A 24,096-nucleotide genomic window follows, 5' to 3' on the forward strand; every position below is an offset into this window, starting at 1 on the left:
TGCGTCAGAATGTTTCATATAAGTGCCTCCTTGTAGTGAAAGTAACGTTTATGCCTTCACTACAAGGGCCGCACTCGTTACCTCTAAACAGCATCAGTAACGAGTGCGGCCGCGCATTTTGAACGGCTTGTCAACTATTTTTCATAATAATTTTTGTTAGGGGTAAGAAAAAAGCAGATCTTCGTTATTTACGAAAATCTGCTAAAGTAAATGACATTGTCTCTGAACTGCTACAGTGTAAATATCTTCAATAAGTCTGATTCCTCCGGTGTAGCCGACGATGAAGTCATCGAATACTACCTTGTCGTTAACAGGCCAGGAGATATTTAAGAAGTTACCACTTAAGTCTTCAGTTACTTCCTTATCGTAGTATCCGCCAAGGATAAGTGGATATCCATGATAATCATGTTCCTTTATAGCCTCATGAATCTTATAACCGTCTGTTTCAAACACTGCCTCAGCCTGAAGTCCATAATTCAGCTCTTTGAATTCTTCAGCAATTGCTTCTCTGTATTCCTTTGGAGTATCGTCTGTGATGAACTGCTTTGCAGGAATCAGCCCAAGATCATTTGTCAAAAACTTTGCAATTCCCAAAGCGTAGTGTGCATCAGCTACCACAGAGAACTGCTTGTTAATTACTCTGTTTTCAAGGAAAAGATCAGCATAACGCTCAATGAGATAATAGTAATATTTCTCATGCTCTGCGATTACTTCCTCAACCTTGTTCTCATCAAGATTTGCATATTTGCCGACTTCTCTTAAAAATTTGCTTGTCTCAAAAGCTCCAATAGGAAGTGTCTTATAATGCAGATAAGGAATTCCAAGTTTTCTCTCCATCTTCTTTGCATTCTTAAGTGATACCCAGGGAGAAATCACAAGGTTGAACTCAGCATAAGGAATCTTGTTAATATTGTCGATTCCTCTGTTGTACCCAAAAATCGTATTGGGTGTAAGCCCAATCTCCTTAAGCAGATTTTCAAGCTCTCTTAAGTTCCCGAGCCAGTAAAGATCCTGATAGGGAACATCTGCCCATATATTCACAAGACCTTTCTGTCTTGCCTCTGCTTTTTCAAGATACTGATCGATGATGGCATCAACAACCTGCTCATGTCCTTTGTAGTTGTTGCCCTTAAAGCCTGCGGTAGGAGCATAAATTACAGGTTTATCGGAGTCAGCAAACTCTGAAACCACTTCACCTGTATCATCACCCACGATCTCAGGTATGCAGCCTGTCAGTACCACATACATATCCGCATCGATAACCTTAAGTGCATTGTCGATGGTTGAATGAAGCTTTTTCACGCCACCAAATACAACGTCCTTTTCGTTAATACTGGTGCAGGGAAAAATGTTTGGTGAAAAGTATCCGCTGCTGCCTGTTCCGTCTGAAAGCTTTTGAGCGCAACCGGGACCGGAGTGCAGAACCGGTATCGCTCTGTCTATTGCCTGAACTGTCTGCATTGCTGCAAGTGCACATTTATATCTTTGTTTGTCCAATAATTTTGCCATTGTAATCTTGCCTCCTACCCTTATGCCTTATCCTGAACCATAAACTCACCAACATTCTGCTTATACCACCAGTCTGTGTAGGGAAGCTTTGTCCTCTTGGCAAGATTTTTCTCAAAACTTCTGTTGTTAATGCTATCCAGAATTGAATAAGCAAAATCCAAAGTGTGCTTATATCCAAAGATCATATATTCATCAGCAACGTAAACTGCAGGTGTTCCGTTCTTTATCGCCCATACAGTTGAACCGGGATGTCTTGAAAGATAAAGGTCAGGCTGATACTTGTGAAGCACATTCATAACCTCATAATTCTGCTGATCGGATACGCTGGCCTCAAAATCAATATCATTATCAAGAAGATATTTCATTGACGGAGGAACGTCACCATTCTCATACTTCTTGTCATAGTGCCATGCAAGTGCCCATACAACCTCAATTCCAAGCTCATTAAGCACGCGGGATACCTCGAAGGTGTAGCCGGGGCCCATTCCCAGGACTGCTCTAAGACCCTTAAGCTGCTTCTTTACTTCCTCGATCTTGGGAATGTAAATCGCCCTCTGCTCTTCAATGTATTTCTCGATTTTCTCACTTCTTCCGGTAACCTTACCTATCTCTCTGAGCCAGGTCTCGAAGCCTGTAATCCCACACTGATTAATGGATCTTACATAGGGAACCCCATACTTTTCTTCAAGCGCGTTGCCGATATAGTTGCCGAGTGTGCCACAGATACAGGTTGTTGCTAATGCTTCTGAAAGGTGTGATAATTGCTCAACTGTGGAATTGCAATATAAAAACTGCGGCTCAAGATCGAAGTTTTTAAACATCTCTATGATCTCAGGTCTTGCACTCTCAAAGAAGTTTTTAAAGTTAATCTTGTTGGTTTTAACGCCTTCTCTCGGAGGCTGCACGATTGACTGGAGCACCGCATGATCAGCTATATCAAAACCGGTTGCCCATATTCTCGACTTAAAGCCCTCGCAGTGAACTGCAACCACGGGAACATCTATCTCTTCCTTGACTTCATCAACTATGCTGTCAATGTCCTCGCCGATGATTCCTGTTGCACATGAGCTTGATACAAAAATTGCCTTGGGACTGTAACGTTTATTAACCTCAAGAATTATCTGTCTAAGCTTTTCAGTTGAGCCGAAAATAGTATCATTTTCATTCATATCGGTTCCAATATAGACAGTATTGTTTGTCACTCCGCGCTTTTTAGCCATAACCTTATCGATGTAGTATGTACCGGCTGCAGCAACCGAGCATCCCGCAGGGCCGTGATGAATTATTGCAATATCCCTTATTGCCCCAAGCTGCCCTAATGCACAGCCTGATAAGCAGGAACTTGACTGGGAAAAGCATCTTGAGCACCCCTTAAGAGTTCCGCACTCACTCTGAGTTGCAAGGTCTTTCAGAGAACCAATGTAGCCTGTGATCGAACCGATACGGTTTTCTCTTGTAGCCACGTTAGAGTTATTCAAATTTATAGCCATTTTTTCTCATCTCCTCCGTAAAAATAATTTATTTATTCACTAAATAAATTGGTTGAAAGATATCTAAGACCTGTGTCAGGGAAAATCACAACTATTTTCTTTCCTTTATTTTCAGGTCTTTTAGCAATCTGAGTTGCTGCAAAAAGTGCTGCTCCTGAAGATTCTCCAATAAGCACTCCGTCCTTTAAAGCAACTTCTCTTGCTGCTGCGTAAGCATCAAGTGCTTCAACTGCAATCCACTCATCATAGATCTTTCTGTTTAATGTCGAAGGTATGAGATTTTCCGGTACTCCTTCAAAAGGATGTACTCCTGTTATTTCATTGTCAGGAACTGGCTTCTCATCACTTGGAAGAGAATCCGGTCCCGGCTGTACTGCAACTACTTTAATATTGGGATTTTTTGATTTAAGATATTCACCGGTTCCCGATATGGTTCCACCGGTTCCGACACATGCTACAAAAATGTCAACTTCACCGTCAGTATCCTCCCAGATCTCGGGTCCTGTTGTCCTTTTATGGACATCGGGATTTGCCGGGTTTGAACACTGATCAACGAAGCACACATGGTCTTCCTTTGATAATACGTCTTCCTTAAGAGCCTGTATTGCTGCGATGAAATCCCCCTTTGTATCCTCAAGAGTCTTTGCAATAACAGGTTCCTCTGTAAGCTTTATGGTCTTTCCGCCAAAGGCATGTATAACCTGGAATCTTTCCTTGCTTACCTGATCCTGAACATATACTCTGAAAGGATAGCCCTTAGATGCGGCAATAGCTGCAAGACCGATTCCGGTATTTCCACTGGTGGTCTCTACAACTGTGTCTCCTTCCTTGAGTTTTCCGCTTTTTTCTGCTTCCTCGATCATTGCCAGGGCTATGCGGTCCTTAACGCTCTGATTCGGATTAAAATACTCCAGTTTTCCGATAACCGTTGCCTCTAATCCATTTGCCTTTTCATACCCCGAAAGCTCTAAAAGCGGTGTTCTGCCTACAAGTTCAGTAATCGATTTGTGTATATTAGCCATTTTCTTCCCCTCCTGCCAAAAACTTCGCAAGTTACGTTTTCATTTTCTGTAATTAATTATCCCCATTATTCATTGCAGGACACGCCCCTCGCTTTGCGAGGACCTGGTCCAATACGATTCCTGAAAATCAGATCTTGTAGTCGTCTGAAAGCTCCATCATACCGTACTCAAGAAGGATTTCCTCAAGTCTCTCCTGTGTCATGGGAGTAGGAATTACAAAATCAGTATTCTCAATAACTGCCTGAGCCAGATTTCTGTACTCTTGAGCCTGGTTTGAATCAGGCTTGTATTCGATAACTGTCTTCTTATTTATCTCAGCATGCTGAACCACATTGTCGCGGGGTACGAAATATAAAAGCTTTGTACCAAGCTCTTTAGAAAAAGCTCGAAGAAGGTCAAGTTCTCTGTCAACATTTCTTGAGTTACAAATAATTCCTCCAAGTCTGACACCTCCTGTTCTTGCGTATCTCTGGATACCCTTTGAGATATTGTTAGCTGCATAAAGAGCCATCATCTCACCTGAAGCTACGATATAGATTTCCTTTGCCTTGCCTTCTCTTATAGGCATTGCAAATCCGCCGCACACAACGTCTCCAAGTACGTCATAGAACACATAATCAAGGTCATCTGTGTAAGCGCCAAGGTTCTCAAGCATATTGATTGATGTGATGATTCCTCGACCTGCGCATCCTACACCGGGCTCCGGTCCGCCGGACTCAACGCACTTGGTTCCACCGAATCCCTCTTTCATGATTCTGTTAAGCTCGATATCCTCACCCTCTTCTCTTATGGTGTCCAGAACTGTCTTCTGAGCAAGGCCTCCAAGAAGAAGTCTTGTTGAATCCGCCTTGGGGTCACATCCAACCACCATTACCTTCTTCCCGTGTTCAACAAGTCCTGCTGTCAGGTTCTGTGTTGTTGTGGATTTTCCGATTCCACCCTTACCATAGATTGCAATCTGTCTTAGTTCTGCCATTTTTTCATCTCCTCATTTCTTTTTTGTTTTTATATAAATATTTACTTCTTCTCTTTTTCAGCAATTGCAAATACCCTGTTAAATTCACAGATAAGATCTGCAATTCCTTCAATTCCCACTGATAACCTGAGGGTTCTGTCGTTAATTCCGTTTTTTGCAAGTACATCCTTGGGAACATCAGCATGTGTCTGTGTCACCGGATAGGTTATAAGTGTCTCTGTGCCTCCAAGACTCTCTGCGAAATATATAAGCTGCACATTGTTAAGAATTGAATGCGCAAACTCCACCGAATCGACTTCAAAGGTAACCATTGCTCCAAAGCCTCTTGCCTGCTTTTTCATGATTTCGTAGCCTGGATGCTCCTTAAGTCCCGGGTAGATTACTTTTGTCACATGCTCGTTTGTCTGCAGAAATTTCGCGATTGCCATTGCATTTTGCTGGGCTCTTTCAAGTCTTACTGCAAGTGTTCTGATGCCCCTCAAGATAAGCCATGAATCAAAGGGGCTTAGTCCTGCTCCCGTTGTCTTATATATAAATCTCAGTTTTTCATCAAGCTCTTCATCCTTTACAACCAGGAATCCTCCGATTGTGTCGTGATGTCCTCCAAGGAATTTCGTTCCTGAGTGAACAACTATGTCTGCCCCGAAATCCAACGGATTCTGAAAATATGGTGACAGGAAAGTATTGTCAACCACAAGAAGAAGTCCGTTTTCTTTTGCTACCTTTGATATTTTCTCAAGGTCTGTGACATTCATCATTGGATTGGTGGGTGTCTCAAGATATATCGCTCTTGTCTTTTCATTTATTAAAGGTGCAATATCATCGCTGCTTAAATTCGCTGAAGAATAGGTAAGTCCGTTTTTCTTACTTATCTCATTAAAAAGTCGTATGCTTCCTCCATAAAGATCCGAATCGACTATGAAATGATCTCCCGGCCTAAATAGCTCCATTACTGCAGCTATGGCCGCCATTCCGCTTGAAAACGCCATTGCATCTTTTCCGTTCTCAAGATATGCAACAATTGACTCAAGCTGCTGCCTTGTGGGATTCTGCATTCTTGTGTAGTCATATCCGGTGCTCTCTCCCAGCCCAGGATGTGCAAAAGTAGCAGTCTGATAAATCGGAAAGCTTATGGCTCCCCACTGATCCATAAGGCTTCTGTCCAGCTGCTGACACTTCGTATCTATACTGCAATTAACTTCTGTACATTTATTACAACCACTACAATCCATAATGTGCTCCTCGTTAATATATTTACTTATTTGCCTTTCTGTCCTTAACAGCTTTGCTAAGGTTATCCAGCGCAGTTTTTATCACGACTCTTGGACTCGCAATATTTATTCTTTCAAACAGTGCCGTTTCTTTTCCAAATATTATTCCGGCGTCAAGCCACAATTTTGCTTCATCAACGATCAGATGTTTTAAATCCTTGTAGTCATCCGTCACCTCTGAGAAGTCCAGCCATATAAGATATGTTCCTTCAGGCTCTATAAGCTTAACCTCCGGTATATTTTCCCTAAGATAATCCCTCAGGAAATCCAGATTCCCTTTAAGGTACTCTTTTAACTCATCGACCCAGTCGCTTCCTTTGTTGTAACAGGAAATGGTTGTGGTAAGTCCTATAGCATTGGGCTGACTATATCCTGCTGCATCGTTCTGCCATCTGAACTCATCTCTTGTCTTTTTATCCGGAATTAAAATATTGGCTACCTGAACTCCTGCTATATTGAAGGTCTTACTGGGAGAAGTCCCTATAACCAGCTTCTCCTGGTACTTATCTCCAAGTTCCAGGAATGAAATATGTTTATAACCCGGATAAATAAAGTCGCTGTGAATTTCATCTGAAAAAATGGCCACATCATTTTCAAGACATATATCGCCAAGTCTTTTCAGCTCTTCCTCTGTCCAGACTCTTCCGACCGGATTATGCGGACTGCAAAGCAAAAACAGTTTTACATTGTTTTCTTTTATCTTCTTTTCAAAATCCTCGAAATCAATTTCATACCGGCCATCTTTGTAAACCAGCTGATTATTTATGCAATTCCTTCTGTTCAAAAGGATTGTTTCCTTAAAAGGATAGTAGACAGGCTCCTGAATGATCACGCTGTCGTCCTCATAGGTAAACGCCTTTATGGCAAGGGCTATTGAATATACAACTCCCGGAACAACAGTGTTCCATTCCTTTTTGATATCAAGGCCATGTCTTTCCTTGAACCATTTTTTTACAGCATCGTTGTACTCTTCATCAGGATCTGTGTAGCCGAAAATCCCGTGGTCCACTCGCTTTTTAATATCACAGAGAATTTCATCCGGAAGAGCGAAATCCATATCAGCTACCCAAAGAGGAAGAAGGTCTGTCCTTCCCATCCGTTGCTGGCCGAAATCGAATTTAAGACTGCTTGTTCCACGTCTTTCTATTACTTTGTCAAAATCATATTTTCCCATATCCTTCTTCCCTCTATTTATATCTGCAAAGCCGGTAATTTCAGTGTTGCCTATTCGCCTGCTAAAATCAGAGTAAGGAACATCTTCTGCTTTTTGTATGCCGCAGTTTATGCAAACACCCCATTCATTTCGTTGAGTAGTTTAATGTAACCATCCAGTCTGAAGATTGAGTTTTCTACTTCTCCGGGCATTTCAAAGGAGGCTATGCCATGCTCCTTTAACTCGTAGGCTGCTCCTGCACCAATCTTTGCTGCCAGAACAAAATTGCAATCCAGCAGGGCTTCTACCCCTCTCTTTAGTTTTTGGCTGTCATGACTTCCGCCGTTGCAAACAGGACTGACAAATCTCTGCTCGATTTCTTCAAAGTTTCCGTCCTCATCGACATCAACGATTAGAAAGCTCTCTGCTCTTCCAAAGTGCTGATCAACATATCTGTTGTCTGTAGATGCAAGCGCCACCCTGTATGATGCATTTTTCATAATTTCAGCTCCTTCACTTTTTGTACCGGCACATTTTTTCGTAATCCTGCCTATCGGAATAAACCATTAAAGTCTCATTAGCCATGTGAAAAAGTACTTCTGACGTTAAGTCTGTTCTGATAAACCAGTTTGCTGTACTCTGAGATTCCCGGAACGCCCACCGCATCTGCACGGCAATGTGCGCAGTGTCTGAAAACTTTTATATACTTCTCCGCGTCTTTCCTTGCCTTCTCTAAGAGTTCACAGGTAGGTCTTTCAATGTCCTTAAGCTTATGCTGAGGGATTAGTGGAATAATGTTGTAGATAATTGCTCCTGCTTCTCTGACAGTTCTTGCAATCTCACTAATGTGATGGTCGTTAATTCCCGGAACAAGAACGGTATTGATTTTGATTGTCACGCCTGCAGCAGCTACTTTCTTAATTCCTTCTATTTGATTTTTTATAAGGATTTTAGCTGCTTCAACTCCCTCAATTTTCTCTCCATGATAAATTATGTAATCATTGAGCTTTGCCTCAATCTCGGGATCCACTGCATTGACGGTAACTGTCAGGGTATCAACTCCTGCATCTATAACTTCCTGTGCTCTCTCATTAAGAAGAAGTCCATTGGTACTCATGCACTTAAGAAGTTCGGGATGAGCTTCTCCGATTTTTTCAAAAGTCTGAAGTGCATAGTCAGTTGCAAGTGTATCTCCGGGTCCTGCGATTCCTGCCACCTTAATTGATGGAACCAGCTCTATGGCTCTTCCGATAAAAGTATTCGCTTCATCCGGTGTGATTACCTTCGATGTTACTCCCGGACGCTGCTCAACATCATTTATGCTTCTGTCACAAAATCTGCAGGCTATGTTGCATCCCGGACTAACCGGAAGATGAATTCGTCCTGCATTAAATTTGCATCCCCCAAAGCAGGGATGATTTTTCTCAAGCTCCTCAATTGATCTAGCCATATTCATAATCTCCTCAAATAACAACAGTTTATTGTCTGCATAAATCCGGCCGGATACCGGTAACGTTACCCACTCATTTCATTCATGGATGGTACCTGGCTCCTCACAGCATTTCTTTTAAAATCTGACCTTCTTACTTGTTTCAAGCTGTACGATCTTGCCATCGTGAATCGTGATCAGAACTGTTCCGTACTTTACATCAAGAACCTGTCTTTTAATCTGCTCCCAAATCTTATCTTCTACTACTTCTACCTTGCCATTGTCTCCTGCCATGTCCTAACCTCCGCTGCATCTATTACATAAACTTTTTCAAACCTCTTTACCCTGTCCCTCTATTCATATGCAAAGGTCTTCAAAAATCTCTTTGCCCTTTCTGTCTCAGGTTCTTCAAAAAACTTCTTAACATCTCTTGCTTCCTCAACTATTTCTCCCTGGTCGAAGAAAACTATCCTGTCGGCAACAGCCTTGGCAAATGCCATCTCATGGGTTACGATGATCATCGTTGAACCTGTTTTGGCAAGCTCCTGCATTGTCTGAAGTACTTCATGTACCATTTCAGGATCTAGAGCCGCTGTCACTTCATCAAACAAAAGAACATCCGGATGCATCAAAAGTGCCCTTACGATTGCTACTCTCTGCTTTTGTCCGCCGGAGAGCTGTCTTGGATAATAGTCCTTTTTATCTGCAAGCCCCACCTTATCCAAAAGCTCAAGTGCTTCTCTTACGACATCATCCCTGATTCTCTTCTGAACAAGTATTGGAGCCAGAATTGCATTTTCTATTACTGTCTTATGAGGAAAAAGATCATATGACTGGAAAACCATTCCTATCTTTTGCCTGATATTACTTATGTCCTTTTTCTCCGGTTCAACAGGCAGGCCATCAACCGTTATAACTCCTCCCTGAATCTCCTCAAGTCCGTTTAAACATCTTAGAAATGTACTCTTTCCGCAGCCGGAAGGTCCTATAATAACCACAACCTCACCTTTTTTCACGGAAAGATTTATATCCTTAAGCACTACATTCCTTCCATATTCTTTATGTAAATGCTTTACTTTTACGAGCTCACTCATTCTTACGTCCACCTTTTCTCAAGCTTTACTGCAAATCTGCTTATTGGCCAGCACACCAGGAAATATAAAAGAAAAACAACTACAAATACTCCGAAGGCTGCATTTGGAGATGCTTTTCTGTTGGCCTCTATGATTTGCTGAGCCACTTTTAATACCTCAACTATTCCTATCATCATCACAAGTGATGTGGTTTTTATCATTCTTGTGACCAGGTTTATCGACAGTGGAATGAGTCTCCTTATCGTCTGTGGAAATATTATGAAAAAATGCACCTGGAATTTATTAAGCCCAAGTGCATATGCAGAATCGTACTGAATTCTCGGTATACTTTTTATGGATCCTCTTACGAGATCCCCCATTTCAGCAGTTCCCCAAAACACAAACACTATTATTGCGGATAGCTCCGCAGAAATATTTATTCCAAAAACTCTTGTTGTTCCAAAATAAACAATAAACAAAAGTACCATTTGAGGCATTATCCTGACTACTTCAAGATATGCTCTAAGTACGAATCTCATGATCCTGTTTTTAGAAGTCATCAGTACTCCGATTACAAGTCCAAGTACAATGCTTATGGCTACTGATATAATGCTTATTTCCACCGATACCCAGAGTCCTTTTAAGAGCCTTATAGCGTTTGTGCCTTTAAACAGCACATCAATCCCCAAACTCTGCATAACGCACTCTCCTCTCTATGATCGATCCCAGAATTGAAACCGGAAGTAACATGATCAGGTAATAAATTACAAGCAGGAACAGGCATTCAATTGTCTTTGCATACATTCCTATAAGATCTTTTGCTGTAAACATGAGATCCATAAGGCTTATGGTTGAAAAGACTGATGTTTCCTTAAGAAGGAATATCACGTTTGCCATTATTCCCGGCATACTCACTGAAAATGCCTGCGGAAGTATTATATGGAAAAACACCTGTCTGTCCGTCATTCCCAGAGAAAGTGCACTCTCACTTTGAACCCTGTCTATTGAAAAGAGACCGCTTCTCATGGTCTCTATCATGTATGCTCCACCTATCAAACCAAGTCCTAAAATCCCACAGGTTTCAGCCGATATTCTCAGTCCCAGCTTAGGTAGTGCAAAATAAATGAAAAACAGCTGCACCAGAAGCGGTGTATTTCTAAAAAGTTCTATGTAAATTCCAAGAACTTTTTTCACAACAGGAACATTGAAGTATATGGCTGCTGCCCCTGACAGTCCTATGGCGAAGGCTGTCAGGATTCCAAGCAAGCCGGTTTTTAAGGTAAGAAGGAGTGCTTCGTTATATAGTGGTATATATGATCTAAGCACATTTAAATCCATAATTACTGAACCTTACCGCCCTCAACTACAAGGGTGTTCTCATAATCTGCACCATATGTATCAAGAAGTGTTGCTTCATAGTCCTGATGGAAGAAGTTGTCTTCACCGATTGTCTCAATCTCATCATTAAGCCATGTAAGCAGTGATTCATTTCCCTTAGTTACTGCAGGAGCAATTGTGTCTGCATCTCCAAGTGACGGAATACCTACAGTAAAGCCTTCATTCTCAAGTGAGAATGCAATAACCTCTGTGTTATCATTTGCCCATGCAACGCCGTTTCCGTTCTCAAATGCTGTCTTTGCCTCTGCATAAGCATCGTATTTCTGAAGTTTTATATCGGGATAATTTTTCTCAAGATATGTTTCAGCTGTTGTTCCGGAGATAACGATGATCTGGTCATCTGCACCAACTGAATCAAGACTTTCAACAACGTTGTCTGAAGGTGATACAACACCAAGTGCAACGTTCATATAAGGAAGTGCGAAATCAACCTCCTGAGCTCTTTCTTCTGTAACAGTAAAGTTTGCAAGGATAATGTCAACCTTACCTGTCTGAAGATACTCAATTCTGTTTGCTGCCTCTGTTGAGACATAGTTGATATCAACGCCAAGATCCTCACCTATCTTCTCAGCAAAATAAACATCATAGCCGGCATATTCACCATTCTCATCTACATAACCAAAGGGGCTCTTGTCTGAGAAAACACCAATGTTTATTGTTCCGCTCTCTTTGATCTCATCAAGAGTTCTGTAAACTGCATCAGTATCCTGTGCTTCTTCGCCATCGCCTGCTTCCTCTGCAGATTCCTGTGTCTCTTCTGCATCACCTGCTTCCTGCTCTTTTGCTGCATCAGCAGTCGCTGTATCCTCCTCGCTGATAGCTGTCTCAGCATTATCAGCCTTTGCACTTCCGCATCCTGCAAGTGAAGCTCCAATAATTGTTGTAGATACCAAAATTGTTCCAAGTTTTGTTAACAGATTCTTTTTCATAATTTGCTCCTCCTATCACGGTTTTTGGATCTTATCCACATCTGGATATGTTGTCCTTTTCCGTTTCCTCCTATCAGCGCCAATCCTCAGACTATCCTTTAATGGCTTGTTCAAGTACTTGACTGCTGTTTTTGTTGTGTTTGATAATACTATCTATTTACCTACTGTGTCAATATGTTTATCTATAAGCTTTTGCTTTCACCTGCTATAAGAAAAACTTGGTAGCTGTCTCTCTCACAATAAACCAATTGTTTCCAACTGGTTTTATTTGCACCATTTGAATAGCCTTGATGGTATCTTTTTTCTCTGAATGATATGAAAAGCTTGATGATATCTCTAATCAAAAAGAACTTGTTTTTTTTCATAAATGGCTTAAAATTACAGTTAAATGCAAAGAACAGAAATAGTAGATATCTCGAAATCTTCAGAGAGAAGCCGGCTGGTGCGAGGCTTTGGTTTTCGGATATTGAACCCGTCTGGGAGCAGCAGAAGGGAAAACTGATTATTATTCAGAAACTTCTGACGGAGGTCACCGTGATCATAGACATGTGAGTGTCAGCTCACACTGAGGTGCAGGTTTTTACCTGAATTTAGGTGGTAACGCGGATATTATTGTGATGACAGAGGCAAAAGCCTTAATGCGATTAAGCCTACGTCATTATTATTCGTCCTAAGTATACAGATTCAGTATGCTTAGGGCTTTTTTTATTTTAACAAACTACAAAAAGTCCCTGGCATGCACAACCTCATCAATTTTAATGATAAGGAGTCAGTATTATGAAGCTTAGCAAATTAGTAGGAGTAAGGTTCAAGGAAAAGCCCGCTTATTGCGTAATTGACAGCCACACCTTCAGTCTCCGTGGCGGTTATGTAAAACGAGTATCAAATGGTATCTTTTCACTTTACACTCCCATGAAAAAAGTAACTCAGAACATTGAGAAAATATTGCGAGAGGAAATGGATGCGGTAGACTGCCAGGAAGTCATGTTTCCTGTGGTTCTTCCCGGTTCACTTTGGGAAGAGTCAGGCCGCTATGAAAGTGTTGGTGAAGAGCTTTTAAGATTCAAGGATCGTAATGACACTCCCATGGTACTTGGTATGACTCATGAGGAGGCAGCCGTTCATCTTGCAAGAGAATACGGAAGCACTTACGCAAATTATCCTTTTTCTTTCTATCAGATTCAGACTAAGTATCGCGATGAGGCCCGTCCGAGAGCAGGTCTTATAAGAGTTCGTGAATTTACCATGAAGGATGCGTATTCTTTCCATACCTCTCAGGAAGATCTTGAAAAGTACTATGACAGAATGGCAAACGCTTATGACAGAATTTTTGAAAGAGCAGGTCTTCCCGATGTTATCTCTGTAAAGTCAGATTCAGGTATGATCGGCGGAAGCGTATCTCATGAATACATGCTGCTCACAGATGCAGGTGAGGATTCAATCGCTCTGTGTGATGAATGCGGTTATAGTGCCAACATGGAGGCTGCAGACACAACAGTTGATAATTCAGGCTGCACTCCTGCAGGTGAACTTAAGAAGGTTTACACACCTGACTGCAAGACTATTGAAGATGTATGCGCATTTTTGAAAACTAAGGTTAGTGAGTCCTGCAAAGCTGTTGTTTATCAGATAAACGCTACAGATGAATATGTTGTTGTATTTATCCGCGGTGACTATGAGGTCAATGAGACCAAGCTTGTGAACTATCTCCACGAGGATGTTCACCCTGCTGAGATTACTGAAGATTCAGGACTTGTTGCAGGCTTCTGCGGACCTTATAACCAAAATGCAAAGTGCAGGATTGTCTATGATAAGTCACTTGAGGGAATCGAGAATCTGTGCTGTGGCGGTAACGAGACAGACTACCACTATACAGGCCTTAATATTAAGAGAGATATCGGAGATGTTGAATACGTTGATGTCAGCAAAATCCGCGATGGTGACAACTGCCCCTGCTGTGGTAAGAAAACCATCAGAATCAGCAGAGGTATCGAGGTTGGTAATATTTTCCAGCTTGGCACAAAATATTCAGACAGCATGAAGATGACTTATACCGATGAAGATGGCACTTCCAAGACACCTATAATGGGATGCTACGGAATAGGCATTGGCCGTCTTGCAGCTAGTATCATGGAAGCAAAGCACGATGACAAGGGTCCCATCTGGCCAATCACAGTTGCTCCCTGGAAAGTCCATGTATGCTGCATGAGAAGAGATGATGATGCCTGCAGAGAAGCAGCTGATAACATCTATGAAGAGCTGACAAATAAGGGCATTGAAGTTATCTACGATGACAGAGATGTACGCGCAGGTGTAATGTTTGCCGATGCAGACCTCCTTGGAGTTCCTGTTCGCGTAATAGTTGGTCCCAAGGCTCTTGCAAATGGCGAAATTGAACTTTGTACAAGAGATAAGAGCGTTCAGCTTTCTGTGAAAAAGGAGAACATAATTCCTGAAATCTGTAAACTCATGGATTCTCTCTATGAAGAAATAAACTCAAAGGTGAAGGCTCGCATTTAATTAGTGATCAGGACCACAATCAGGGTTAGCCAGGTCCATCCATCCAAGTGAAAAGCATTTGGCATTAACGGTACTTTGCACAAACTCTTTCATTTCTAAAGGTGGAAGATCGCCGCCCTGATCAATTTCTTCGATGTTTTTCAAGAAACGCAGGGCTGGCATCAAACTCATAATCATTTACTACTCCCGCGCTATATGGTGTGGGAGTATTCTCCTTATAGTCTTTCTCTCGCGAATCTCCTTTACAAGGTCAAGGCCATTTCCATCGGGGAGATTGATGTCCAACAAGATCAATGCCGGATTTGTTAAAAATATCTGTTCTCGAGCACCCTTTAGGTTGTCACAAGAAACAATGCATCTTGATTCATCTTTCAATGCCTTACATAATCCGGCACATAAATCTTTGTCATCCTCGACGATAACTATTTGTGCATTTTTTTTGCATAAATCATCCCTACATTCATTTTTATAAACTATCATTCTAATCGTATTATTTTAGGATTTTCCAGCTTCCGGTTTTGTCACTTCCGATTCTCTCTATATATCCTTTATCACGCAAAGAATTCAATGTTCTTTGAACCGTTCTTACTGTTTTTGATGTTTTATCTGCGAGTTCATCTCTAGTAAATCCGGGATTGATTGATAATAACTGGTAAACTAGCTTTTCCATTTTATTTAGAGTGACATTTTCTGTGACATTTACAGTGACAATATCCGCTTTAGATGCTGGTCCTGTTGTCTTTTTTCGATGAATAATAAACGTGAACCCTGATTCATCAATTTCATAACTGAATTTGATTTTTGCATCTTTGCAAAGGCTGTTTATTCTCTTAAATCCACTTCCAAACTGTTCAATAGATTTGCTCAAAAACAAAAGCTTGGCTATTTTTTCGTTTCGGATTGAGGATTGCAAATTTTTCTTAATGTACTCTTCAGGTTTATGGGAGCTTGCGTATGTTCCAGGACTATATATGGTTACCTTACTAGGGTAGATGCAAATCTCATGGTATGTAGAGCCATTATAAATCGAATGTGCAAAGCTGTTAGCCAGAGCTTCTCGAATAACAGCTACCGGAATTTCAGGTATATCATCTCGATTGAAATTCGTTATTTCACCTGCCCAATGTATGTTTTTCAGAATATATTGTTCGCCTACATCCAACAGGTTAATGATATTATCTTCAAACATTTGCATATCTATAAAAGTAAGTTTTTCATCAGTTGCAAATATAGCGGCTTTCAAAGTTACAGGATTCTTTTTTCCAAACAATACATTTCCAGCATTTGTTAAATAATCTCCGGACGCCAGTCCAAATCTATCAAGAATCGTCGCAGCTGTATATTTGCCGTCAGCTAATCGACCTGCAGCGATAGCCTTCTCACAGAACTTTTTCAAAGTCGATTTATCCACATCTTTTTTCAAAACTTCAGATTTGGTTTTTTCCCATTTCTCCTTGTATTCATTAGCAACAAAGAATCTTTTTAATTCAGCCGGAGAGACTTCTCTATCTTCATCAGCAGTTCTGAGATAATATCGCCCATATGCCGAATATGGTACGTCACCACCTTCAAACTCAACTTTGATAACATGCCTGTCATCCAGTACCTCTTCAGTTATTACCGGGTAAATCTGAGGACGAATTGACTCATAAACAACTCTTGAAATATCACGCAAGGATGATTCCGAAACATCCTGCCCGATAGCATCACCGTTTGGTTTTACTCCAAAGTATAAAGTTCCAACTTTATGTTTGTTTAAGATAGATGATATTGAAACCATCCCTTCCTTGATTTCGCCTGTTGTCTTTTTAAATTCCAATGTTTCTGTTTCTTTCCCGAGATTCTGCATATCTGCCTCCGTTTCTGGAAATGATTATATCCTATGTCACTCTAAATGTCACTGTAAATGTCACTGTAAATGTCACTCTAAATATCTAACCATTGCAATTTTGATAAACAAATAAGTAGAGGGATAGATTTTCAGCCGGAAAGGAGGTGCGAAGGATGGCAGATGATAAAAAGCATACTGATCAAAACGGATATCTAGTGCTTAATGGACCAGATGATACTCTCTGGATACCAAGGTCATCCAACAAATCGTGGCTCACTCTTTTCTATGCACTTCCAAAAGAAATGGTTGAGAAACAGAAAGAGTATCTTTCGTTACCACGCTGTCCGTATGATGTGCTGCGAACAGAAAAGCATAATGAACTTATAAATGATGACCTCTTCCTTCAGCTTGTCTGGGACTGTTACGCCTGGATGATATTTCAGAGGATCCCAGTTCCAAAGAAAGACGGTACATACCGTTTCATACCCGGTGCAGATCTTCATTACTCCGGCAAACGCACACAGCATATCCACATCCAGTATGATGGATTGGGATTCATTCCTCTGAATGAACTCTTAGTAAGTGAAAAGGCGTGACCGAAGCCACGCCTTCACATTCTTTTAATTCTAACAGTATTATTTACTTCTTGTTTTTAGCAGCGAAGCCTGCTCTCTTTCTAAGAGTAGGATCAAGTATCTTCTTACGGATACGAAGAGTTGTAGGAGTTACTTCCAAAAGCTCATCTGTATCAATGAAGTCGATGCACTGCTCAAGTGACATGATGCGCGGAGGTACAAGTCTAAGAGCTTCATCTGATGAAGAAGTTCTGGTATTGGTAAGATGCTTTGTCTTACATACGTTAACCTCGATATCCTCGCTCTTTCCACTGGAGCCGATGACCATTCCGGAGTAAACCTTGTCACCGGGGCTGATGAAGAGCTGTCCTCTCTCCTGTGCATTGAACAGACCATAGGTTACAGCTTCACCTGTTTCGAATGCGATAAGTGAACCCTGCTTACGATAAGAGATGTCTCCCTTGTAAGGTGCATAGCCATCAAAAATGGTATTCATGATACCGTTACCCTTGGTATCAGTCATGAACTCACCTCTGTAACCGATAAGTCCTCTTGAAGGAATAAGGAACTCAAGACGTGTATATCCGCCATTGGCAAGTCCCATGTTTATCATCTCACCTTTACGCTCACCAAGCTTCTGGATAACGCTTCCTGCAAATTCTTCAGGAACATCGATGTAACATTTTTCCATAGGCTCAAGCTTCTTGCCATTCTCATCGGTCTTGTAGATAACCTCAGCCTTACTTACTGCAAATTCATAACCTTCACGACGCATGGTCTCGATAAGAACTGAAAGATGAAGCTCACCACGACCGGATACCTTAAAGGTCTCTGTTGTATCTGTATCTTCAACTCTCAGGGAAACGTCTGTATTAAGCTCCTTGTAGAGACGGTCACGGATGTGACGGGAAGTTACATATTTACCTTCCTGACCTGCAAGAGGTGAATCATTAACAATAAAGTTCATTGAAATTGTAGGCTCAGAAATCTTCTGGAAAGGAATTGCATTAGGTGCATCAGGAGCACAAAGTGTATCACCGATCTTAAGATCTTCAATACCTGAAATCGCAACGATTGAACCAATTCCTGCTTCTGTTACTTCCTTTTTGCCAAGTCCTTCGAATTCGTAAAGCTTACTGATCTTAGTCTTGAATGAACGATCAGGCTCATGATGGTTAATTACAAGAACTTCCTGATTAACCTTAACTGTTCCGTTATCAATCTTACCAACACCGATACGTCCAACATATTCATTGTAATCAATTGTGCTTATAAGCATCTGAGTACCTGCATCAGGATCTCCGACAGGTGCAGGGATGTAATTGATGATAGTATCAAGAAGAGGTTTTAAGTCGCTTCCGGGCTCATCAAGTGACATGGAAGATACTCCTGCTTTTGCTGATGCAAATACGAACGGGCAGTCAAGCTGCTTATCATCAGCACCAAGGTCAAGAAGAAGCTCAAGAACTTCATCAATAACCTCATTGGGACGAGCCTCAGGTCTGTCAATTTTATTAATACATACAATTACAGGAAGCTTAAGCTCCATTGCTTTTCCGAGAACGAACTTAGTCTGAGGCATTGCTCCCTCGAAGGCATCAACGACAAGGATAACACCATTAACCATCTTAAGGACACGCTCTACCTCACCACCAAAATCAGCATGACCTGGTGTATCGATAATATTGATCTTAATATCCTTATAAGTGATAGCTGTGTTCTTGGACATGATAGTGATTCCACGCTCACGCTCGATATCGCCTGAGTCCATAACACGCTCTACGACGTCCTGACCCTCACGAAAAACACCACTCTGTCTGAGCAGTCCATCAACCAATGTTGTTTTACCGTGATCGACATGGGCTATAATTGCTACGTTTCTGACATCGTTTCTTGTCTGTTTCATGGTTTTCCTCCGTTAAATATTTAATACTGATTTTTACTATATTAATGTAAGAATTTTCTCAAATTGTTTCAAAACTCAGATAGTATATCACGTGGTATAGGCAGATGCAATAGTCAAATCCCACTACAACACATCTCAAGGCGAATGAATCGCCACTATTTAAGTTAACTAAAATACAGACCAATAGTGGCTTTTTAAATTCCCCTCTTTACAAGAATTAAGTAAATGTACTAATATCATTAAATATATATAAACTGAAATTTGCGTATTTAAATTTGATTGTAATAGTTTTAAAATATAATTATGGATGATTATGAAAAGAACCTGAAGAGATTTGAAGCTCTTCACGGAGATCGATTTAAATTTAATAATGATGAGAAAGTGCAGACAAGGATTTGCCTTAATTGCGGAAGAAGGCTCCTTTACAGCATCAAGGGGAATCTATGCCCTCAGTGCGCTGAGCAGGAATTGTTCTGTGAAGTACGTGATTATATACGTGCTAATGATGTTAAGGATTATGAGGTTGCAGAACATTTCAATCTTCCTTTGGCTAAGGTCAAGGAATGGATAAAGCAAGGTCGCATTCAATACAAGGATGACCCTACAATGAAGCAGGTTCTGATGGGCAATTACTGTCAGGTCTGTGGCAAGCCTACAAGCTTTGGAACCATTTGTCCCAAGTGCATGAAGGCTAAGAAAAAGGCCGAGCAGGTTGGTATTGCCATTGGGCAGCCTAAGACTCAGGGAAGTAATAAGATGCGTTTTATGGAGGAGGATAAATAACCCTCCTCCTTTATTTTTTCATGCTTCAGGCAAATCATTCCCGGGCTGCTTCATCGCAAGGGAATATTTTCCTTACAAAATCCTGTGCATCCGCCGTAGGCTCTATAGTAGCGACAGATTTATCTGACGCCTACTACAGAACACTCGCCGGCTTTTAGAGTCAAATGCTCAGCATCATCTCCGATGCGGACATCACATTCCCCATCGCAATCGGCAATGATTTCTGCAGAAGAGATTTTTCCGTTCTTCCAGCTCATATTTATGGTATATCCACCCTTTGCACGGAGTCCCTTTACGCTGCCCTCACTCCATTCCTTTGGAAGTGCCGGCAATAGGATTATTTCGCCATTTGTGCATTGCAAAAGTGCTTCGGCAATAGCTGCCTCACCGCCAAAGTTACCATCAATCTGAAAAGGCGGATGATTATCGAACATATTTGGATTGGTTGAATTTCCAAGGAGTTTTACAAGATTTTCGTAAACCTTCTCACTGTCATACAGCCTTGCCCACATGTTTGCGATCCAGGCTCTGCTCCAGCCGGTATGCCCGCCGCCATTGGATAATCTCCTCTCCAGAGTAGCTCTTGCTCCCTTTGCAAGCTCAGGAGTCTTTTTTGGAGTTATCAGATCTGCAGGGTACAATGCAAAAAGCTGTGAAATATGTCTGTGTCCTATTTCAACCTCATCATAATCGACAGCCCATTCCTTTATCTGTCCGTATTTTCCGATTTCAGGCTTGGGTAGTCTCTTTAGCATTTCTTTAAGTTTATCAGCAAGGTCTTTATCAACCCCAAGTATCTCTGAAGCTTTTATCACATCCTCAAAAAGGACAGTTATTATCTGTGAGTCCATGGAAGGTCCGATGCACAGGCATCCCTTTATACCCTTATCAGTCATATAGGTATTCTCAGGTGAAACAGAAGGCGCTGTGACAAGCCTTCCTTCAGAATCTTCAATTAAAAATTCCGTGAAAAATTCTGCGGCTTCCTTAATTAGGTGATACTTTTTCTCTAAAAATTTAATATCCCCGGTATATTCATAGTGCTCAAAAACATGCGTTGCCAGCCATGCTCCGCTCATAGGCCATATGGTCGCGGGAATCCACTCATCCTGTGGCGCAGTGTCACCCCATATATCAGTGTTATGGTGGCAAACAAAGCCTTTTTCTATGCCGTACATTTCCTTTGCTGTCTTTCTTCCGTTTTCGCAAACTCTCTCCATAAGGTCAAATAATGGCTCATGAAATTCGGAAAGATTGCAGCTCTCTGCAGGCCAATAGTTCATCTCGGTATTTATGTTAACTGTATATTTGCTTCCCCAGGCAGGCCACATATCCTTATTCCAGATTCCCTGAAGATTAAGGGGCTGTGTTCCGGGGCGGCTTCCTGATATCATCAGATATCTGCCGAAATTAAAGTAGAGTTCCATCAGCTTATTATCTGCAGGGGCCTTTTTTATAATGCTTCCGTTTCCGGAAAGTCTTGAAATTCGCTCATCAGTCGGAAGCTTTCTTGCTCCATCACTGTTATCATTAAGAAGAAGCTCTACTCTGTCGAAATACTTTTTATAATCCTCTATGTGTGCCTTCTTTATTTCATCAAAGGATTTTGCAAGAGCCTTCTTTGCATCATCAATAGCTCTTTCTTCATATTTATTACCCCCAAAATCAGGGTCAGCATTTAATTTATCACCTTCAGCGCATAGACTGTACTCATAGAAGCTTGTGCGAACTGTCAGGGCAAAAGTTACCTCATCTGCGTCTTCGATGCTTATCTTATTTCCAAGTGTTCTTAACTGGCCTCCCTTACATGAAGCACCAAGTACTGCAGCAAAAAAGATACCATCCCTTGATCCGCATCCACCGGTATACATTATCATGTTCTCACCGCAGGGACGATTGTTATCATAGTAATCATCACGACCATCGATGCCGGCAATACATGTAATTTTCCCGGCTTCTGATGCAGTTAAATGTATGATCAGGGCATTGTCAGGGGCAGAAGCCAGATACTGTCTTGTAACCTCTGTCTTTCCATTATTATATTTTACTGTCGCTATCGCATTCTCTATATCAAGTGTGCGGCTATAATTTGTCTTATGGCCATTCTCGTTTGTAAAGTCAATAGTCAGATCACCAAGAGGCATATAGTGTCTGCTGTTAGGATTAATTCCCTGCATTTTGGAGAATGCTATTTTTTCAGCAGCCGGAATATCACCCTTAAAAAGAAGCTCTCTTACCTCTTTTAAGCCTTCCAGGGAATCCGGATTCACTCTGTGTCTAAGCCCACCGGACCAGATAGAATCCTCATTTAGTCCGATAAGATCCTTTTCAATCCCGCCGTATACCATTCCACCAATTCTGCCGTTACCGATTGGCATTGCCTCGTTGAAATCTTTGGCAGGTTTCGTGTACTTAAGCAATACTTCCTTATCTTGTGCCATATTTAGTCTTTCCTTCCAATACAATTTTTCTTACTCCCCATAATGCAGAATTGCCTTGGAGCAGCATTTATTCACGCAATTAAAAATTATATCATTGCAATGAAATTTTTCTACATGACGTATTAAACATGAACCCATTTTTCTGCATGACATTTTAAACATAATCAATTTTTTCTGCACGACGTTTTAACATAATCCAGTTTTTCTGAACAACATTTTAAACATAATCCGGTTTTCTAAGCGACGTAATAAACAGAATTGACACCAAAAACATGCAGAGTAAAATTAAATTGTTACTACTAACAAACTATAGTGAGATTAATTATGGACAATTTTAAATATTATGCTCCAACTGAAGTTATTTTTGGAAAAGACGTTGAAACACAGATTGGAGAAACTGCCAGGAATGTCGGAAAAAAGGCCCTGCTCGTTTATGGAAAAGGAAGTGTCATAAAGAGCGGACTTATGGACCGTGTTAAGAAGTCCCTCTCTGAATCAGGCGTTGAATTCCTTGAATTTGGCGGAGCAAAACCCAATCCCACACTTGCTCATGCTGAAGAAGGTGTTAAAACTGCGCTTTCTTTCGGTGCTGACATGATAATCGGAATAGGCGGTGGAAGTGCAATTGATACTGCTAAGGCAATTGCTCACGGCTCTGCAAATCCGGATGAAAAGCTTTGGGATCTTTGGACTAGAAAGGTTCCGCTTACAAAGTCTCTTCCTGTGGGAGCTGTTCTTACAATTGCAGCTGCCGGAAGTGAAATGAGTGATTCTGCTGTTCTTACAAATGAAGAATTAGGTAAAAAGGCAGGTATAAATACAGATTTTAACAGATGCAGATTCGCAATAGTTAACCCTGCGCTTGGCATGACGCTTCCCAAAAATCAGATTTCAGCAGGTGTTACCGATATCATGATGCACACCATGGAAAGATATTTCATTCCGGAAAGCCATTGCGATATGACAGATGAAATAGCTGAAGGACTTCTTAGAGTAGTTATCAAAAATGGCAAGATCATAGTTGATAATCCTTCCGATTACGATGCAATGTGTGAAGTATTCTGGGCTTCAAGCCTTTCACACAATAACCTTACAGAGTGCGGCAGAGGAAAAGATTTCTCCGTTCACAAATTTGGACATGCTCTCTCTGCAAAATATGATGTAACTCATGGTGACTCCCTCTCTGCAGTATGGGGTTCATGGGCTAAAACCCTCTACAAGGATGCACTCCCAAGATTCGCCAGATTTGCACGCAAGGTATGGGAAATCGATGAAGCTGACGATGAAAAAGCTGCTGTCGCAGGTATCGACAAAACAATTGAATTCTTTAAGAGTATTGGCATGCCGGTAAGTCTTAGCGATCTTAAAATCACTCCATCTGATGATGATCTGAAAGCTCTTGCAATGGATGCAACCATGCAGGATTCCGTAAAGCTTTCAAGAATAAGACCTATTGATGCAGCCGCTGCATTTGAAATTTACAAAGCTGCTCTTTAAGAACAAAGAGTCGCTCGCGACTCTTTGCGCGCTGGTGCGCGCAAGCTTTAGCTTGCAAAATTCATCTGCGCACCAGTCGCATCCATAGCGGAGCGCTTTTTATTCAATAGGAAATCCGAAGGAATTTCCTATTGAACAAAAAAATGCCAGGGGTAAGTGTAACTTTTGCCCCTGGCATTGTCATATCAAAGTATTTCTGCAACCGCTTCCCCCATCTTCACAGGGAACTCAATTCCTCTTCTGGATCGCTGTTCTATTCCACTATTCAGCTTTATCTTGTCCTTGGGAATAAG

22 protein-coding genes and 1 other annotated feature are annotated in these 24,096 nt (G+C 41.3%); of the genes, 4 read left to right on the forward strand and 18 right to left on the reverse strand.

Annotated elements, in window-relative coordinates; genetic code table 11:
• Nucleotides 1-201: 201 nt before the first annotated feature.
• The 13 genes from T501_RS17530 to T501_RS17585 form a co-directional block, all read right to left on the reverse strand.
• Complete coding sequence (locus T501_RS17530; RefSeq protein WP_044916585.1) at nucleotides 202-1,509, reverse strand: nitrogenase component 1; 1,308 nt, start codon at nucleotides 1,507-1,509, stop codon at nucleotides 202-204.
• Between the two features lie 20 nt (nucleotides 1,510-1,529).
• Complete coding sequence (locus T501_RS17535; RefSeq protein WP_044916588.1) at nucleotides 1,530-2,999, reverse strand: nitrogenase component 1; 1,470 nt, start codon at nucleotides 2,997-2,999, stop codon at nucleotides 1,530-1,532.
• 32 nt (nucleotides 3,000-3,031) lie between these two features.
• On the reverse strand, nucleotides 3,032-4,021 hold the full coding sequence (locus tag T501_RS17540) for a PLP-dependent cysteine synthase family protein (protein ID WP_044916590.1): 990 nt from the start codon (nucleotides 4,019-4,021) through the stop codon (nucleotides 3,032-3,034).
• A 127-nt stretch (nucleotides 4,022-4,148) separates the two neighbouring features.
• Nucleotides 4,149-4,997 carry a nitrogenase iron protein gene (gene nifH / locus T501_RS17545; RefSeq protein WP_026510899.1) on the reverse strand — a complete coding sequence of 283 codons (849 nt, stop codon included), beginning with the start codon at nucleotides 4,995-4,997 and terminating at the stop codon, nucleotides 4,149-4,151.
• Nucleotides 4,998-5,038: 41 nt separating this feature from the next.
• A complete protein-coding gene (locus T501_RS17550; RefSeq protein WP_081843233.1) occupies nucleotides 5,039-6,229 on the reverse strand; it encodes a trans-sulfuration enzyme family protein in 1,191 nt (396 codons plus the stop codon).
• Nucleotides 6,230-6,251: 22 nt separating this feature from the next.
• The gene (locus T501_RS17555; RefSeq protein ID WP_044916592.1) at nucleotides 6,252-7,442 is read right to left on the reverse strand and encodes a MalY/PatB family protein; all 1,191 of its coding nucleotides are present in this window, start codon (nucleotides 7,440-7,442) and stop codon (nucleotides 6,252-6,254) included.
• A 107-nt stretch (nucleotides 7,443-7,549) separates the two neighbouring features.
• Nucleotides 7,550-7,921, reverse strand: coding sequence for a NifB/NifX family molybdenum-iron cluster-binding protein (locus tag T501_RS17560; protein ID WP_044916594.1), 372 nt, complete (start codon nucleotides 7,919-7,921; stop codon nucleotides 7,550-7,552).
• Between the two features lie 77 nt (nucleotides 7,922-7,998).
• The gene (locus T501_RS17565) at nucleotides 7,999-8,871 is read right to left on the reverse strand and encodes a radical SAM protein (protein ID WP_044916610.1); all 873 of its coding nucleotides are present in this window, start codon (nucleotides 8,869-8,871) and stop codon (nucleotides 7,999-8,001) included.
• A gap of 117 nt (nucleotides 8,872-8,988) precedes the next feature.
• Nucleotides 8,989-9,144 (reverse strand): YezD family protein, encoded by a 156-nt coding sequence (locus T501_RS21050; protein ID WP_081675291.1) that lies wholly within the window; start codon nucleotides 9,142-9,144, stop codon nucleotides 8,989-8,991.
• A gap of 59 nt (nucleotides 9,145-9,203) precedes the next feature.
• Entirely contained in the window at nucleotides 9,204-9,944 is a 741-nt protein-coding gene (locus T501_RS17570; protein WP_026510894.1) for an amino acid ABC transporter ATP-binding protein, read from the reverse strand.
• A gap of 2 nt (nucleotides 9,945-9,946) precedes the next feature.
• Nucleotides 9,947-10,621, reverse strand: a complete 675-nt coding sequence (locus tag T501_RS17575) for an amino acid ABC transporter permease (protein ID WP_026510893.1) — start codon at nucleotides 10,619-10,621, stop codon at nucleotides 9,947-9,949.
• The gene (locus T501_RS17580; protein ID WP_026510892.1) at nucleotides 10,602-11,261 is read right to left on the reverse strand and encodes an amino acid ABC transporter permease; all 660 of its coding nucleotides are present in this window, start codon (nucleotides 11,259-11,261) and stop codon (nucleotides 10,602-10,604) included. Before T501_RS17580 ends, T501_RS17575 begins: the two co-directional genes overlap by 20 nt.
• A gap of 2 nt (nucleotides 11,262-11,263) precedes the next feature.
• Nucleotides 11,264-12,250, reverse strand: a complete 987-nt coding sequence (locus T501_RS17585; protein WP_044916596.1) for a transporter substrate-binding domain-containing protein — start codon at nucleotides 12,248-12,250, stop codon at nucleotides 11,264-11,266.
• A gap of 384 nt (nucleotides 12,251-12,634) precedes the next feature.
• Nucleotides 12,635-12,873 (forward strand) — a binding site (T-box leader).
• A gap of 154 nt (nucleotides 12,874-13,027) precedes the next feature.
• Between T501_RS17585 and T501_RS17595 the strand changes: the two genes are divergently transcribed.
• Complete coding sequence (locus T501_RS17595) at nucleotides 13,028-14,770, forward strand: proline--tRNA ligase (protein WP_044916599.1); 1,743 nt, start codon at nucleotides 13,028-13,030, stop codon at nucleotides 14,768-14,770.
• Here the strand turns inward: T501_RS17595 and T501_RS21610 are convergent, their stop codons facing one another.
• From T501_RS21610 to T501_RS17605, 3 genes are read right to left on the reverse strand one after another with little or no spacing between them, the layout of a single operon-like run.
• A complete protein-coding gene (locus T501_RS21610) occupies nucleotides 14,771-14,941 on the reverse strand; it encodes a hypothetical protein (RefSeq protein WP_155831472.1) in 171 nt (56 codons plus the stop codon). It abuts the gene before it with no gap.
• Nucleotides 14,942-14,950: 9 nt separating this feature from the next.
• Nucleotides 14,951-15,250: a response regulator gene (locus T501_RS22765; RefSeq protein WP_044916600.1), complete on the reverse strand. Its 300-nt coding sequence runs from the start codon at nucleotides 15,248-15,250 to the stop codon at nucleotides 14,951-14,953.
• A 10-nt stretch (nucleotides 15,251-15,260) separates the two neighbouring features.
• On the reverse strand, nucleotides 15,261-16,619 hold the full coding sequence (locus T501_RS17605; protein WP_050008385.1) for an RNA-binding domain-containing protein: 1,359 nt from the start codon (nucleotides 16,617-16,619) through the stop codon (nucleotides 15,261-15,263).
• Nucleotides 16,620-16,774: 155 nt separating this feature from the next.
• Here T501_RS17605 and T501_RS17610 point away from each other — a divergent pair, with 155 nt between their 5' ends.
• Entirely contained in the window at nucleotides 16,775-17,197 is a 423-nt protein-coding gene (locus T501_RS17610) for a hypothetical protein (protein WP_044916602.1), read from the forward strand.
• A 43-nt stretch (nucleotides 17,198-17,240) separates the two neighbouring features.
• On the opposite strand, the gene typA is transcribed toward T501_RS17610, so the two are convergent.
• Nucleotides 17,241-19,082, reverse strand: coding sequence for a translational GTPase TypA (gene typA, locus T501_RS17615; protein WP_044916603.1), 1,842 nt, complete (start codon nucleotides 19,080-19,082; stop codon nucleotides 17,241-17,243).
• Nucleotides 19,083-19,385: 303 nt separating this feature from the next.
• Here typA and T501_RS17620 point away from each other — a divergent pair, with 303 nt between their 5' ends.
• Nucleotides 19,386-19,865, forward strand: a complete 480-nt coding sequence (locus tag T501_RS17620) for a hypothetical protein (RefSeq protein WP_049945819.1) — start codon at nucleotides 19,386-19,388, stop codon at nucleotides 19,863-19,865.
• A 119-nt stretch (nucleotides 19,866-19,984) separates the two neighbouring features.
• Here T501_RS17620 and T501_RS17625 read toward each other — a convergent pair whose 3' ends face one another.
• Nucleotides 19,985-22,306 (reverse strand): glycoside hydrolase family 95 protein, encoded by a 2,322-nt coding sequence (locus tag T501_RS17625; RefSeq protein WP_044916605.1) that lies wholly within the window; start codon nucleotides 22,304-22,306, stop codon nucleotides 19,985-19,987.
• Nucleotides 22,307-22,630: 324 nt separating this feature from the next.
• Here T501_RS17625 and T501_RS17630 point away from each other — a divergent pair, with 324 nt between their 5' ends.
• Complete coding sequence (locus T501_RS17630) at nucleotides 22,631-23,803, forward strand: iron-containing alcohol dehydrogenase (protein ID WP_044916607.1); 1,173 nt, start codon at nucleotides 22,631-22,633, stop codon at nucleotides 23,801-23,803.
• Nucleotides 23,804-24,096 lie beyond the last annotated feature (293 nt).

Origin of the sequence: Butyrivibrio sp. WCE2006 (assembly GCF_000701985.1) — a bacterium.
Lineage (GTDB): Bacteria > Bacillota > Clostridia > Lachnospirales > Lachnospiraceae > Butyrivibrio.